The sequence below is a fragment of the Streptomyces sp. NPDC006332 genome, from assembly GCF_040612855.1.
Classification (GTDB): Bacteria; Actinomycetota; Actinomycetes; order Streptomycetales; family Streptomycetaceae; genus Streptomyces.
The window spans coordinates 36,842-50,020 of the sequence record NZ_JBEXRA010000061.1 but is presented as its reverse complement, the minus strand read 5'-3'; the positions used below and the strand labels follow the sequence as shown (position 1 = coordinate 50,020).

General features: G+C 71.8%; 14 protein-coding genes. 9 read left to right on the top strand and 5 right to left on the bottom strand.

What is annotated here, in order from left to right; genetic code table 11:
- Nucleotides 1-197 precede the first annotated feature (197 nt).
- The 8 genes from ABZ027_RS36610 (at nt 198) to ABZ027_RS36575 (ending at nt 9,333) form a co-directional block, all read left to right on the top strand.
- Nucleotides 198-608 carry an STAS domain-containing protein gene (locus ABZ027_RS36610; RefSeq protein ID WP_356776145.1) on the top strand — a complete coding sequence of 137 codons (411 nt, stop codon included), beginning with the start codon at nt 198-200 and terminating at the stop codon, nt 606-608.
- Nucleotides 609-795: 187 nt separating this feature from the next.
- A complete protein-coding gene (locus ABZ027_RS36605; RefSeq protein WP_356776143.1) occupies nt 796-1,695 on the top strand; it encodes an STAS domain-containing protein in 900 nt (299 codons plus the stop codon).
- Nucleotides 1,692-2,111: an STAS domain-containing protein gene (locus ABZ027_RS36600; protein WP_356776141.1), complete on the top strand. Its 420-nt coding sequence runs from the start codon at nt 1,692-1,694 to the stop codon at nt 2,109-2,111. Before ABZ027_RS36605 ends, ABZ027_RS36600 begins: the two co-directional genes overlap by 4 nt.
- Nucleotides 2,111-2,548 (top strand): anti-sigma regulatory factor, encoded by a 438-nt coding sequence (locus tag ABZ027_RS36595; protein WP_356776155.1) that lies wholly within the window; start codon nt 2,111-2,113, stop codon nt 2,546-2,548. Before ABZ027_RS36600 ends, ABZ027_RS36595 begins: the two co-directional genes overlap by 1 nt.
- Nucleotides 2,548-3,594 carry an ATP-binding SpoIIE family protein phosphatase gene (locus ABZ027_RS36590; protein ID WP_356776139.1) on the top strand — a complete coding sequence of 349 codons (1,047 nt, stop codon included), beginning with the start codon at nt 2,548-2,550 and terminating at the stop codon, nt 3,592-3,594. Before ABZ027_RS36595 ends, ABZ027_RS36590 begins: the two co-directional genes overlap by 1 nt.
- Nucleotides 3,591-5,309 (top strand): SpoIIE family protein phosphatase, encoded by a 1,719-nt coding sequence (locus tag ABZ027_RS36585; protein WP_356776137.1) that lies wholly within the window; start codon nt 3,591-3,593, stop codon nt 5,307-5,309. The genes ABZ027_RS36590 and ABZ027_RS36585 overlap by 4 nt, the downstream gene beginning before the upstream one ends.
- Before the next feature lie 234 nt (nt 5,310-5,543).
- Complete coding sequence (locus tag ABZ027_RS36580; RefSeq protein WP_356776135.1) at nt 5,544-6,920, top strand: NAD(P)/FAD-dependent oxidoreductase; 1,377 nt, start codon at nt 5,544-5,546, stop codon at nt 6,918-6,920.
- 166 nt (nt 6,921-7,086) lie between these two features.
- The gene (locus ABZ027_RS36575) at nt 7,087-9,333 is read left to right on the top strand and encodes an FUSC family protein (protein WP_356776133.1); all 2,247 of its coding nucleotides are present in this window, start codon (nt 7,087-7,089) and stop codon (nt 9,331-9,333) included.
- Nucleotides 9,334-9,381: 48 nt separating this feature from the next.
- Here ABZ027_RS36575 and ABZ027_RS36570 read toward each other — a convergent pair whose 3' ends face one another.
- The 5 genes from ABZ027_RS36570 to ABZ027_RS36550 all read right to left on the bottom strand — a co-directional run bounded on the left by ABZ027_RS36570 (nt 9,382) and on the right by ABZ027_RS36550 (nt 12,682).
- A complete protein-coding gene (locus ABZ027_RS36570) occupies nt 9,382-9,813 on the bottom strand; it encodes a hypothetical protein (protein WP_356776131.1) in 432 nt (143 codons plus the stop codon).
- A gap of 29 nt (nt 9,814-9,842) precedes the next feature.
- Entirely contained in the window at nt 9,843-10,676 is an 834-nt protein-coding gene (locus ABZ027_RS36565; RefSeq protein WP_356776129.1) for a DUF1206 domain-containing protein, read from the bottom strand.
- A 267-nt stretch (nt 10,677-10,943) separates the two neighbouring features.
- A complete protein-coding gene (locus tag ABZ027_RS36560; protein WP_356776127.1) occupies nt 10,944-11,168 on the bottom strand; it encodes a DUF5133 domain-containing protein in 225 nt (74 codons plus the stop codon).
- 20 nt (nt 11,169-11,188) lie between these two features.
- The gene (locus tag ABZ027_RS36555; RefSeq protein WP_356776125.1) at nt 11,189-12,046 is read right to left on the bottom strand and encodes a SigB/SigF/SigG family RNA polymerase sigma factor; all 858 of its coding nucleotides are present in this window, start codon (nt 12,044-12,046) and stop codon (nt 11,189-11,191) included.
- A 192-nt stretch (nt 12,047-12,238) separates the two neighbouring features.
- Nucleotides 12,239-12,682: an ATP-binding protein gene (locus ABZ027_RS36550; protein ID WP_356776123.1), complete on the bottom strand. Its 444-nt coding sequence runs from the start codon at nt 12,680-12,682 to the stop codon at nt 12,239-12,241.
- 239 nt (nt 12,683-12,921) lie between these two features.
- Here ABZ027_RS36550 and ABZ027_RS36545 point away from each other — a divergent pair, with 239 nt between their 5' ends.
- Nucleotides 12,922-13,143, top strand: a complete 222-nt coding sequence (locus ABZ027_RS36545) for a hypothetical protein (protein ID WP_356776121.1) — start codon at nt 12,922-12,924, stop codon at nt 13,141-13,143.
- The last annotated feature ends 36 nt before the right edge of the window (nt 13,144-13,179 follow it).

The following is a 13,179-nucleotide window of genomic DNA, read 5'->3' as shown; positions in this document are numbered from 1 at the left end:
GGAAGACGACGACGGACTGCGAAGGGCAGAGGATGAGACGCGGCACTCGCGGAACGCGGTGCGGGCCTGTGGACGGGGCCTGGCGCCACCCGCCCGACCGTTGAGAGTTTGATCACGGGACACCGTCGGAATCGGTGTGCATCGAAGCCGCTCACCGGGGTAACCGCCCCTGGCCGTAAGCATTTGTGGAGGTACTCGTGTCCATTGCCCAGAACCCCCTGTCCGTCGAGGTCACCCTGCCCCGGGAGGACGTCGCCCTGATCACGGTCGAGGGCTACTTGGACGTAGACACCGCGACGGAGTTCCAGCATCACCTGGCCAACCAACTCCACCACGGCCGACGGCACTTCCTGCTCGACCTGTCGTCCGTCCCGTTCATGGACTCGTCCGGCATGAACATCATCCTGCGGGTCTACCAGGAGGCCCGCGACATACCGGGGAGTGTGCACATCATCTCCCCCACTCCGGCGGTGCGCCGGATCCTGGACCTGACCGGCGTGAGCATCACGGTTCCGGTGTCCGAGAGCCTCGACGAGGCGCTCGCCCGGGCCGACGCCTACCAGCCGGAGGGGGACGGGCATATCGAGCAGAACGAACGACAGGCCTGATCCGAAGGGCAGTCCAGGAGCCTTCGACACGCCGGACACCTCACCTGTCCGCTGACGCGGGGACGAGGTGTCGTACGAGGTGGGGGCATGGTTACAGTGGTCGACCGGCAGGGTCACCACGCCGTCTCGTACCTCCAGCGGGTTCGGTGCGACGACACGACGACGAGGACTCCGAGGAGCAATACAGGTGCCGGAGCACGAAACGGTAGGACAGTACGGATCGCCGTCGCGGGAGGTCGCGGACTTCCTGCGTCGCCGTACCGAGCAGATCGCCCAGCGGTGGGCCGACGAACCCCTTTTCCGGACGGTGTTCACCGTCTCGCGGGACGAGGCGGTGGAAGCGGGCAGGATCGTCCTCGAGGCGCTCGCCCAGGTCGCCGACACGGAACAGGTGCACGACCCCGACGCCGCGGGATTCACCGTGGTGCGCGAGCAGTTGTCACGGATGGGCGCGGCCCGCTCACGGGCCGGTTTCACCACCACGCAGGTGTCCAACGACGTGAACGCGCTGCGTCCGCCGGTCGAGACCCTGTTGCTCGCCGACCTCACCGAGAACCGGGCCGACCGGGTCCGGGAGTGCACCACCGCGCTGACCGTGCTGATGGGCACCCTGCGGCTGGTGGTGCTGGAGACCGCGCTCAGCGAGGGGCAGGCCCTGATCGAGCGGCAGCAACTGCAGCTGATGGAGGTGGCCACGCCGGTCATCAAGCTGTGGGACGGCATCGTGGCCGTGCCGCTGATCGGCACCCTCGACAGTGCCCGCAGCCAGGTGGTGATGGAGACGCTGCTGGAGGCCATCGTCGACCAGCACGCCCGGTTCGCGATCCTCGACATCACCGGTGTGCCCACCGTCGACTCGCTGGTGGCCCAGCACCTGATGAAGACGGTCGCGGCCGCCCGGCTGATGGGCGCGGAATGCGTGGTCTCCGGGATCCGTCCGGCGATCGCGCAGACCATGGTCCACCTGGGCCTGGACCTGGGCAACGTGATCACCCGGGCCAGCCTGGCCGACGCCCTGGCGTACACCCTGCACAAGCTCGGCTCCGACATCGTCAGCGCGACGCCCGGCGGTGCGGTTTCCCAGTGAGCCACGACTTCTCCCGCCCCGTCACGGGGCATGTGCCGGTCCTCCGGCTCGGTGACATCCTCCTGGTCACCCTCCAGGGGGATCTGTACGACAGCGCGGCGCAGCAGTTGCAGCAGGACATCGGCGAGACCATCGTCGGCACCGGGGTGACCGGGGTGGTCATCGACATCTCCGGGGTGGAGATCGTCGACTCCTTCCTCGGGCGGGTGCTGGCCGAGATCGCGGCGAACGCCCGGCTGCTGGCCGCGCGGACCGTGATCGCCGGTATGCGCCCGGCGGTGGCGATCACTCTGGTGGAGCTGGGACTGACCCTGCCCGGGCTGCGCACCGCGCTCACCACCGAGGCGGCGATGGAGCTCCTCGCTGGGCTTGACCCCCACACCCGCTCCGGCGGTCCGCGCCGGGAGCACCGGTGATGCACACGGCCGCGGGCGTCGAGGCCTGCCTGCCGATCCGTTCGGACATGGATCTGGTGTGGGTGCGGCAGCATGTGCGGCAGGCGGCCGGCCTGCTGGGCTTCAGTCTGGTGGAGCAGACCAAGGTGGTCACCGCGGCCAGTGAACTGGCCCGCAACACCCTGGTGCACGGCGGGGGCGGACAGCTGGAGACCGCCGCGGTCACCAGCGGGCGGGGCCGCGGACTGCGGCTGACCTTCGCCGACGAGGGACCGGGCATCCCGGACCTGGACCGGGCGCTGAGCGACGGCTACACCTCCGGCGGCGGTCTGGGGATGGGACTGGGCGGGGCACGGCGGCTGGTGCACGAGTTCGCCGTCGACAGCACTCCGGGGGTCGGCACCAAGGTGACGGTGATCTCCTGGGCGTCGGTGCCGCGGCCGCGCGAGGAGTACTGATGTCGCTGGTGTGGGACATCCCGGTGCACGACTCGACGCGGGTGCGTGACGTGCGGGTGGCCGCGGAACGTGCGGCCGTGCGGGCGGGGCTCGACGAGCCTCGTACGGCCGCCACCGCGCTGGTGGCGACCGAACTGGCGACCAACCTGCTCAAGCACGCCGGGGGCGGGCAGGTCCTCATCGACTTGGTGGACCCGCCGCTTCCCGAGGCCGGCGCCCCGATGATGGTGCAGATCGCCGCGATCGACCACGGACAGGGCATCGCCGATGTCCGCGACGCCCTGCGCGACGGTTATTCGACGGCGCGTTCCCTGGGCGCCGGGCTCGGCACGTGCCGCCGCATAGCGGACGACTTCGGCCTGTACAGCGTGCCGGGACGGGGCACGGTGGCGCTGGCCCGGGTCGGCGTCCGCGCGAACGGGGCAGCGCCGGCCGCACCGGTACGGGTCGGCGGCGTGAACGTCCCCTTCGGCGGGGCGGAGTGCTCGGGCGACGCCTGGGCGTGGGCCCGCTCGGGCGGCCTGCTGACCCTGATGATGGCCGACGGACTGGGACACGGTCCCGAGGCGGCCTGGGCGTCGACGGCCGCGACGCGGGCCCTGCACACCTCGGCCCACCTTCCGCCCGCCGAGGCGCTGGTCAACCTGGACTCGGCGCTGCGCGGCACCAGGGGGGCGGCCGTCGCGGTCGCCCAGATCGACACCGGCGCGGGGGTGCTGCGGTTCGCCGGCGTCGGCAACATCGGGGCGCGGCTGCGTGAGGGCGGCACCTGGCGTTCGCTGCTGTCCCGGCCCGGCATCGTGGGCGTCCACCGGCATGCCACGCTGCGTGAGGACCGTATTCCGTGGGCGCCCGACCGGCTGCTGATCCTGCACAGCGACGGTCTGCCCAGCCGCTGGACGCCCCCGTCCGACCCGGACCTGCTGGCGGCCGACCCCGCCGTCGTGGCCGCGGTGACCCTACGTGACGCGAGCAGTTCCGCCCGGCCGGTGCGGGACGACACCGCCGTGGCGGTGCTGGCTCCGACCCCGTCGGAGGAGCCATGACGTCCAGTCTGCAGATCACGACCGCCGTCGACGCGGCCCAGGCCCGGATCGCCACCGCCCGGCTGGCCGCCGCGCACGGAGTGTCCGCTCTCGAGCGCACCCGGCTGACCAGCGCGCTCAGCGCCCATCTGCGGCAGTGCCTCACCAAGGGCGGCACCTGGTGGCTGACCCTGGACGTCACCGCCGCGCCCGGCGAGGACGGGCTGCTGCACGCGCTGGTGACCTCGGCCGACGTCACGGGTGCCACCGCCGCGCAGCCTCCGTGGCGGACGACGGTCCGCTGCCCGGAGGCCACGGACGGGGCCGGGGCCGCCGCGGTCGCCGACGACCCCGCCGTCCTGGCGGAGGCCCTGCTCGGCGCCGACGAGGACACCGCGCTGGTGCTGGAGAAACTCACCGAGCAGGAGGACCTGGTCACCTTCCACCGGGAGGAACTGCACCAGACCAACCAGGGCGTGCTCGCTCTGCACGCCGAACTGGACGCCGCGGGGCGTGCCCAGCGGGAGGCCTTCGCCGCCGAACGCAAGGCACGCACCGAGGCGGAGAGCGCCCGGCGCCGGCTGACGTTCCTGGCGGACGCCAGCGCGGTGCTGACGGCGTCCCTCAACCATGACGAGATCGTGCGCCGGCTGCCCGACCTGCTGGTGCCCGAGTACGCCCGCAGCGTCGACGTCTGGCTGTTCGACAGCGACGGTGACCGGCACCGGCCCACCCCGCATCCGGCAGCAGCCGTGCGCGCCGCCCGCACCGGGCGCCCCCAGTACGCCGCCGCCCACCCGGGAGGCCTGCCGGGCGTCGACGACCAGCCTCCGTCGGCGCTGGACCCCACCCGGCCCCTGCTGTGCGTCCCGCTGCCGACGCGCCGCGCGCCGCTGGGCGTACTGATCCTTTCCCCGCCGGGCGAGAGCTGGGACCCGGACGACGCCGTGATGCTGATCGAGCTCACCAGACGGGCCAGCATCGCCATCGACAACGCCCGCCGTTTCGAGCACAACCGGGACATCGCCGAGACCCTGCAGCGCGCCCTGCTCACGGACCTGCCGACCACGTCGGGCCTCAGCCTGGCCGCCCGCTACCTTCCGGCCACGCACGGACTCAACATCGGCGGCGACTGGTACGACGCCTTCCGGCAACCCGACGGCAGCCTGATCACCGTCATCGGCGACGTCACCGGGCACGGTCTGCACGCGGCCGTGATGATGAGCCAGCTGCGTACCGCGCTGCGCGCCTACGCCGTGGACGGCGGCAGCCCCGGCCAGTTGCTGACCCGGCTGCACACGTTCCTGCACCATCTGCAGCCCGACCTGTACGCCACCGCGGTCATCGCCCGCTTCCGGCCCGGCGATCCCACCCTGACCTGGGCGGCGGCGGGCCATCCGCCGCCGGTGCTGCGTACCCCCGACGGGCAGGTGCACACGCTGGACGCCAAACCGGGCGCGATGCTCGGCATCCCGTTGCGGCAGGTGATCGCCGACCACACCGCGCCGCTGGTGCCCGGTTCCACGCTGGCGTTGTACACCGACGGCCTGGTGGAGCGGCGCGCGCAGGGCATAGACCCGGGTATCGAGCGGTTGGCGGAGGCGCTCGGGACGTTCCGCTCCGAGGAGCTGGACGCGGACCTGGAGGGCGCTGCGGACCGGATCCTCACCCCGCTGCTGAGCGACTCCGAGCGCGACGACGACGTGTGTCTGCTGCTCTGTCACCTGGCCGCCTGAGATTCCTGCGGTTCGGATCCTCAGCGTCTCGTCCGCGAAATTCTCTCCTCTTCTTTCCCTCCCGCCCCGATGCGCTTCGGCGGCCGGGCGGGCATGGTGGTGATCGACGCGTACGGCTGCCCGCCGCGGCCCGGCGGGACGGTCGGCATCCGGTTGGATCAATGAGGTGCGAAGCAGCGATCCACGGGCAGGCGAATGGCGTTCGAGGCAGACCGCCTGGAGCCGCAGAAAGGGATGAACACCGTGACACGACCCAGGATCCTGGTGGTTGGAGCAGGTTTCGCCGGTGTGGAGTGCGTTCGCCGTCTGGAACGCAAACTCTCCCCCGACGAGGCCGACGTCACGCTCGTGACGCCGTTCGCCTACCAGCTGTACCTTCCGCTGCTGCCCCAGGTCGCCTCCGGCGTGCTGACGCCGCAGTCGATCGCCGTCTCGCTGCGCCGCAGCAAGAAGTACCGCACCCGGATCATTCCGGGCGGCGCGATCGGTGTGGACCTCAAGTCGAAGGTCTGCGTCATACGGACCATCACCGACCGGATCATCGACGAGCCGTACGACTACATCGTGCTGGCCCCCGGCAGCATCACCCGCACCTTCGACATCCCCGGCCTCACCGATCACGCGTTCGGCATGAAGACCCTCGCCGAGGCCGCGTACGTCCGCGACCACGTCATCTCCCAGCTCGACCTGGCCGACGCCAGCCAGGACCCGGCGGAGCGGGCCTCCCGGCTGCAGTTCGTGGTGGTCGGCGGCGGCTACGCGGGCACCGAGACCGCGGCCTGCCTGCAGCGTCTGACGCACGCCGCCGTCAAGCGCTACCCCCGCCTGGACCCGGGGCTGATCAAGTGGCACCTGATCGACATCGCCCCGAAGCTGATGCCGGAACTGGGCGACAAGCTCGGCAGCAGCGCGCAGGAGATCCTGCGCAGGCGCGGCATCGAGGTCTCGCTGGGGACCTCCATCGCGAAGGCGGGCCCGGAGGAGGTCACCTTCACCGACGGGCGGGTGATCCCCACCCGCACCCTCATCTGGACCGCCGGTGTGGTCGCCAGTCCCCTCATCGCCACCCTCGGCGCGGAGACCGTGCGGGGACGGCTCGCGGTCACCGCCAGCATGAACCTGTCGGGGCACGACGGGGTGTTCGCGCTCGGCGACGCCGCCGCGGTGCCCGACGAGGCCAAAGTTGAGGACGGCGCGGTGTGCCCGCCGACCGCACAGCACGCGATGCGGCAGGGCAAGCACGTCGCCGACAACGTCATCGCGGCCCTGCGCGACCAGCCGCTCCGCCCGTACGTCCACAAGGACCTCGGTCTGGTCGTCGACCTCGGCGGCAAGGACGCCGTGTCCAAGCCGCTCGGCATCGAGCTGCGCGGCGTGCCCGCGCAGGCGGTGGCGCGCGGCTACCACTGGCAGGCGCTGCGGACCGGCGTCGCCAAGACGCGGGTGATGACCAACTGGGTGCTCAACGCGCTCGCCGGTGACGATTTCGTCCGCACCGGCTTCCAGGCCCGCAAGCCCGCCAAGCTGAAGGACTTCGAGTACACCGACTCGTATCTCAAGCCGGAACAGGTGCGGGCCCACGTCGACGGCTCGGCGCGGCAGGAGCTGTGACGCTCCGGCCCACCTGACACGGAACGGTCCCTGACCGCCGATCGCCGGTGCCGGTCGGCGGTCAGCCGTGGGTCGGGGAAGCGACCGGGCCGGAAGCGGGCGATCGACCCGGTCATGACATGCTGAACTGGAGATCATGACGTGACACGGGAATGAGTACGGCGGCGTGAAGGCAGTGGGACGGTCCCTGAGGGCACGACTTCGGGACGGCGTCGCGGCGTCCGATCCCGGACTGTTGCGACTGGCCGCCGGCCTCAGAACGGTGGGCGCCATCGCCCTCACCATCACCGTGCTCGGCCTGCTCGGCTCCGACGTCACGCATCTGGTGGCCGGGGCGATGGCGGCCATGGTCGCGACCTTCGCCATCCGGGAGAAGCAGCGCGGGAAACAGGCCGTGACCCTCGCGCTCGGGCTGCCCGTCGCCCTGGCGTCCGTGACGCTGGGTGCGCTCCTCAGCTCCCGAGTGGTGGGCGGGGACGCCTTCTTCGTCGTCCTCATCTTCTGCGCGGTCTACGGCCGCCGGTTCGGCGACCGCGGCACGGCGCTCGGCCTGATCGGCTTCCAGGTCTACTTCCTGTCGCTGTTCGTCGGCGCCGCCGTCTCCGGCCTGCCGGAGCTGTACGGCGCCCTCGGCATCGCCTTCGCGAGCAGCGCGCTGGTGCGTTTCGTGCTCGTGCCCGAGACTCCCGCGGGCATCCTTTATCGGCTGCGCGAGGCGTTCCGGGCCAGGCTGGCCCAGTTGGTGTCCGCGCAGGTCGAGCTGCTCGACGCCGGTCCCCAGGAGCTGGAGAAAGCCCTGGAGGACGTGCGCGGCGGCACCGCCCGGCTGCACGAGACGGCGATGATGATCCAGGGCCGGCTGGAGGAGGGCACCGCCGACAAGGCCACGGCCAGGCTGCTGCAACGCCGGATCGCGGACGCCGAGATCGCCGCGGAGCGGCTGGGCCTGCTGTTGCTGACCGCCCGCAGCGCCGAGCGGGCCGACACACTGACCATGCATCTGCCGGGCGCCCCCGCCCCGGCGGGCGCTCCCCTGCCGGCGCGCGACGAGGCGACCGCCACCCTGCGCCGGGACCTCGACGCGCTGCGGATGCTGGTGCTGCGGCCGGTGTCGGAGAACGGCACCGCGCTGTCCCATGTGCGCAACCGGCTCCTCGGCTACCGCGACGGGGACAACCTGCCGGCCGCCCCGACGGTCGTCCAGGACGTGTTCCGGGGCATCGGCGAGGCGGCCCGCGCGGTGCTGGGGCTGCGGATCGCGCTGGGCGGCGCGCGGGACGAGTCGGACGACACGCCGGCGACGGCCCGCTCGCGGGAGGAAATGGACGCCGAGGACGCGGCGATCGACGCGGGCGAGGACGAGGACCGCGAGGACGACGAGGCCACCGGGCTGCGGCGGCCCACCACCCGGGCGGCCGTCCAGGTCGCGGTGGGGTCCTCGCTGGCCATCGTCGGCGGTGAGTTCCTTTCCAGCCAGCGCTGGTACTGGGCGGTGCTGACCTGCTGGATCGTCTTCATCAACACCGCGTCCACGGGCGAGATCCTGGTCAAGGGCTACCGCCGGCTGGTAGGCACCGTGCTCGGCGTGGTGGCGGGCATCGTGCTGGCGGGCCTGGTCGGCCATCACACCTGGACGGCGTTCGCTCTGGTGCTGGTGTTCGTCTTCGCGATGTTCTACACGGCGCCCCTGTCGTACACGTTGATGTCCTTCTTCGTCACGGCGGCGCTGGGGCTGCTCTACACCCTTCTGCACACCTACACCTTCTCGGTGCTGGTGCTGCGGGTGGAGGAGACGGCGCTCGGGGCGGCCTGCGGGATCGTGGCGGCGGCGTTCGTGCTGCCGGTGCACACCGACCGCCGTACGAACGATCTGCTGGTCACCGTTCTGGACCGGCTCAAGGACGTCACGGAGACGGCGGTCGACCAGCTCAGCGGTGGACCTCCGGTCGATCTGCTCGACCAGGCGCGCGATCTGGACCAGGCGCTGGCCGATCTACGGGCGGCCACCCAGCCGCTCACCCACCCGGTCACGCCGCTGCGGGCCCGCCGCGACACCGCCCGGTACGTGGTCGCGCTCCTGGAGACCTGCGCGTATCACGCGCGTTCGCTGGCCGCGACGGCCGAGCTGCTGCCCACGCATCCGTCGATCGCGGCAGATCCGAGGCTGCGCCGGGCCGGGCGGCGCATCGCGCACAACATCGCGGCGATCGCCGCGCGGCTCGCCGACGAGCAGGCGACGGTCGAGGTCGAGACCGGGCGGAGCATCGCCTCACTGCTGGAGCCGGACGTGCCGGGCACACCGAGGTACGGCAGGGTCACCGACCGGGTGCTGCGGCATCTGCAGCGTCTGGACGAGACCGTGGCCGGTCTGGCGCGGCCGCTGGACGTTCCGGTGGCCGAGCCGCGGCGGTGACGACGGGCGTGTGCCTCGGGTGACGGCCCGGATTTGGGGCCCGGGCCGTCAGATGTCCGTGGGCAGGTCGCTGGCCTCGGCGATGCCACGCAGCTCGTCGTTCATCTGCTGCCGTTCGCGGATGTAGTCGGCGATCTCGCCCAGGCGCACCGGGTCGGACGCGGTGGCCGCGTCCGTGACGACCCGGACCGGCCCGGTCTCGTCGATGTCCAGCTCGACCACCTCGTTGTCCAGCCGGCCCGTCACCGCGGTGGCGATGACCAGGGCTGCCTCGTCGCGGACCTCCTGGGGCAGCCCGCCGGGCCGGTCCTCGTCGAGCGCGAAGTCGAGCGCGGGCAGGCGTTCTTCCTCGATGGCCTTGAGAACCGGCTCGACCACGCTGAGCAGCAGGTTGTAGTCCTCGGTGTCCATGCGGATACGCAGCAGGCCCAGGTAGACGTCCACGGGCCGGCCGTCGGGCGGAAGCTCGGGTTCGTTCATCCTGTGCGGGTTCCCCGGACAGGGCCGGTTCAGACCCTGCGCCAGCGTGCCATCGCGAACGAGAACAGTCCGAAGAGCACGAGCCCGGCGGCCACGCAGACCAGCAGCCACGGTCCGAGCGGGGTCTCGGCGAACGAGCGGAGGGTGTCGTCGAGCCCCTTGGCCTTGTCGGGTTCGTATTCGATGGCGGCACGTACGGCGAATCCGCCGGCGGCGGCGAACACCACGCCACGGGCCGCGCCGCCGCCCACGCCCGTCACGTCCACCAGCCGACGGGTGCGCGGGGACATCTCGCCCAGCTTCAGCTTGTCGTGGTACTTGCGCAGGACGGCCCGGCCGGCGATCCACACACCGGCGACGACGATGCCGACGCCGGCCGCGCCCACCAGCCACTGTCCGGCGGGGGCCTCGAGGACCCGGGCGGTGACGTCCTTGGACTGCTTGTCGCTGGAGCTGCTGCCGCCCGAGCCCGCGGCGAAGGACAGCACCGAGTAGGCGACGAACGAGTAGAAGACGCAGCGCACGGCTGCCATCAGACGTTTCCTGGCCTTGCGGCCGTCCGGTCCGACCGACCCGAAGACGACTTCGGACAGTCGCCACAGGGCCATGCCCACCAGCCCGATGCCCAGGGCCCACAGCAGTACGGCCCCCAAGGGTTTCTCGGCGATCTCGGCGAGGGCGCCGCCGCGGTCCGCCTGGTGCTCGCTGTCGCCGAAGGCTATCTGCAGCGCCAGGACACCGACGAGCAGGTAGATGACGCCCCGCGCGGTCAGTCCCGCCCGTGCGGCGCTCTCCGCGGCCGAGCCCCTCGCCATTCTGCGGGCGCCCATCCGACCGGTGCGCACCGTGGCACTCGTGTTCATGTCGTCCTCCTGGAGGCCGGATGCCCTGGTCGTGAGCGGGCACGCCCGGCGCATGGGTGGTGTTCGAGGTGAGTTCCGAGGTCCGGGCCCGCGCGGGCTCACGACCCCGGCGGGGTCGCGGGTATCGGCGCCGGGGGCGTACCGCGACCCTGGGTGTTGAGCGGGGGTGAGCGGGCGGACACGGGCCGAGGTGCGCACCTCACGCACCTCGGCCCGTAGCCGCTCCGGCTCATCCCGTACCGCGGCCTGGTCGTCCGCGGTCTGCTGTCATTCGACCAACTGGGCCCGATCGGGCTCGGGCCGGGCACCGAGCAGACGGTGCGCGGTCTCCAGGGCTACTCGCACGTCCCGCGTGCCGGTGGACACGCAGAGCGTGTAGGCGAGGTCGCGCGCCCTCGGGCTCGGTTCGCTCGCCCGGGCGGCCTCCGCGGCCGACAGCGCCTCGTACTCGTCGACGACCTGACGCAGGAATCCGGGATGGGGCATCAGCATCCGTTTCGCTCCTCGTCCACTCAGACGGCTCGTGCGCCGGGCCCGCGACCGCCTGCCCGCTGCCCCAGCGCCTCGTCCCGCACCCGGGCGCAGCTGCGGCTGATCAGGCGGGAGACGTGCATCTGGGAGATGCCGAGCTGGTCGGCGATGCGGCTTTGCGTCATGTCCTCGAAGAAGCGCATGTAGAGGATGGCGCGCTCCCGCTCCGGCAGCCTGCGCAGGCCCTCCTTGGCGGACTCGCGGTCGACGACGGTGTCGTAGGAGTTGTCCGAGGCACCCAGGGTGTCGGCGAGGCTGTAGCCGTCCTCGCCGGCCGAGAGCTCGGCGTCCAGCGACAGGGTGCTGAAACTTTCGAGGGCCTCCATCCCGGTGGCGACCTCGTCCTCGGTCAGCCCGGTATGGGCGGCGAGGTCCGCCGTCGAGGGCTCGGGCGAGCCCGGGTTCTGGGTCAGTTCGCGGCGCGCCACTCGTACCTTGTTACGCAGTTCCTGCACCCGACGGGGCACGCGCAGCGCCCACATCCGGTCCCGGAAGTGACGCTTGACCTCACCGGTGATGGTGGGGACGGCGTAGCTTTCGAAGGCGCCGCGTTCGGGTTCGAAGCGGTCGATCGCCTTCACCAGTCCGAGGGCGGCGACCTGGCGCAGGTCCTCGACCGACTCGCCGCGGTCGCGGAAGCGACCGGCGATCCGGTGGGCCATGGGCAGCCAGGCGGTGACGAGCTCGTCGCGGACGGCGTCCCGTTCGGGACCGTCCTCCAGTGCGGCCAACCGGGTGAACAGGAGGGCCGTGTCGGGGGCGTCGTCGTGACGGCGCCGGTTGGCGGAGGTCGGCTGAGCGGGCGTGCCGGGACGGCTGGTCGTCGTATCGATGAGCATGCGGAATCGCTCCTGAAGCGGTCGGTTCAGGGAATTACCGCGGGAGGGTCGCCGCGCCCGGATGACCAGGAAGGCCCCGGAGCAGCCATACCGCTCCCGCTGGCGCGCCTCCGGTCCGAAGCACGAAATTGCGTCTGCCCTGCACCCCTGGGACCAAACTCCGATCCCTGGAAAGTGTTCAGGACGGTGGTTTCAGTTCAGTGGGACCACGGCGGTGATGCACTTCCCGCCGGAGGGCAGGTCGGTCACCCGGACGTCGCGTGCCAGTCGGCAGACGATGGGCCAGCCGTGGCCACCGACCCGTCGGCGCCCCTGCCGGTCGGTCGGCGGGGCGACCACGGGCAGCTGGTCGCTGCGGTCGCTCACCGACACCCGTACGCCGGGTCCCACGACGTCGACGTGGAAGTCCGTGATCCCGCCGCCGTGCAGGATCGCGTTGGTGGTGAGTTCCGAGGCGACGAGCAGCGCGTCGGAGAGGGCGTCCGCGTCGCACGGACAGTCGGTGGCGCGGCAGCGTTCGGTGACGGCCCGCTCGACCGCTTTGCGCGCCTCGGCCGGTTTGCACGGTCCAGCACGGCCGCGCCGCTCGGCGGCGTACGGTTCGAGGACGAACTCGGTCCTGTGCTGCTCGCACATCCCTTTCACTCCCTGCTTGCTGAAGGTAGGTGGATCGGGTCACCGGTGGCGGCCTCGTCGGGGCGCGGCGCCCGTGGACCGCGGCGCTTCCCGCGGCCTGGGTCTCGGCGGTTGCGTCCCTGGCCGGGCGGGCTCCCGCAGGTCTCCCTACTTCGGCTCACCTCTCCCCGGCGTACCAAACCTCCCTTTCCGGGCAGACCTCGGGTCATTCAGGCGACGCGAGCGGGTACGCGGTTGCCATGACTGATGTGGTGGATTCAGACGAGCTGTTGCGGCGCATCCAGCGCGCCCGGGCCTGCGCCGAGGAGGAGGAGCGGGCGTGGCGGACCCGCCGGGAGGACCTGCGGATGACGGATCCGGACGGAGCTCGTGACGCGGAGGTGCGCAGCGTGGTCTACGAGAGTGTGCTGAGGGTGCTGGACGAGATCCTGACGCCGGGCAGGTCGGCCGGAGGGGCGTGACCTCCGGCCCGGGCTCCCCTTCGCGGGCGTCGATCG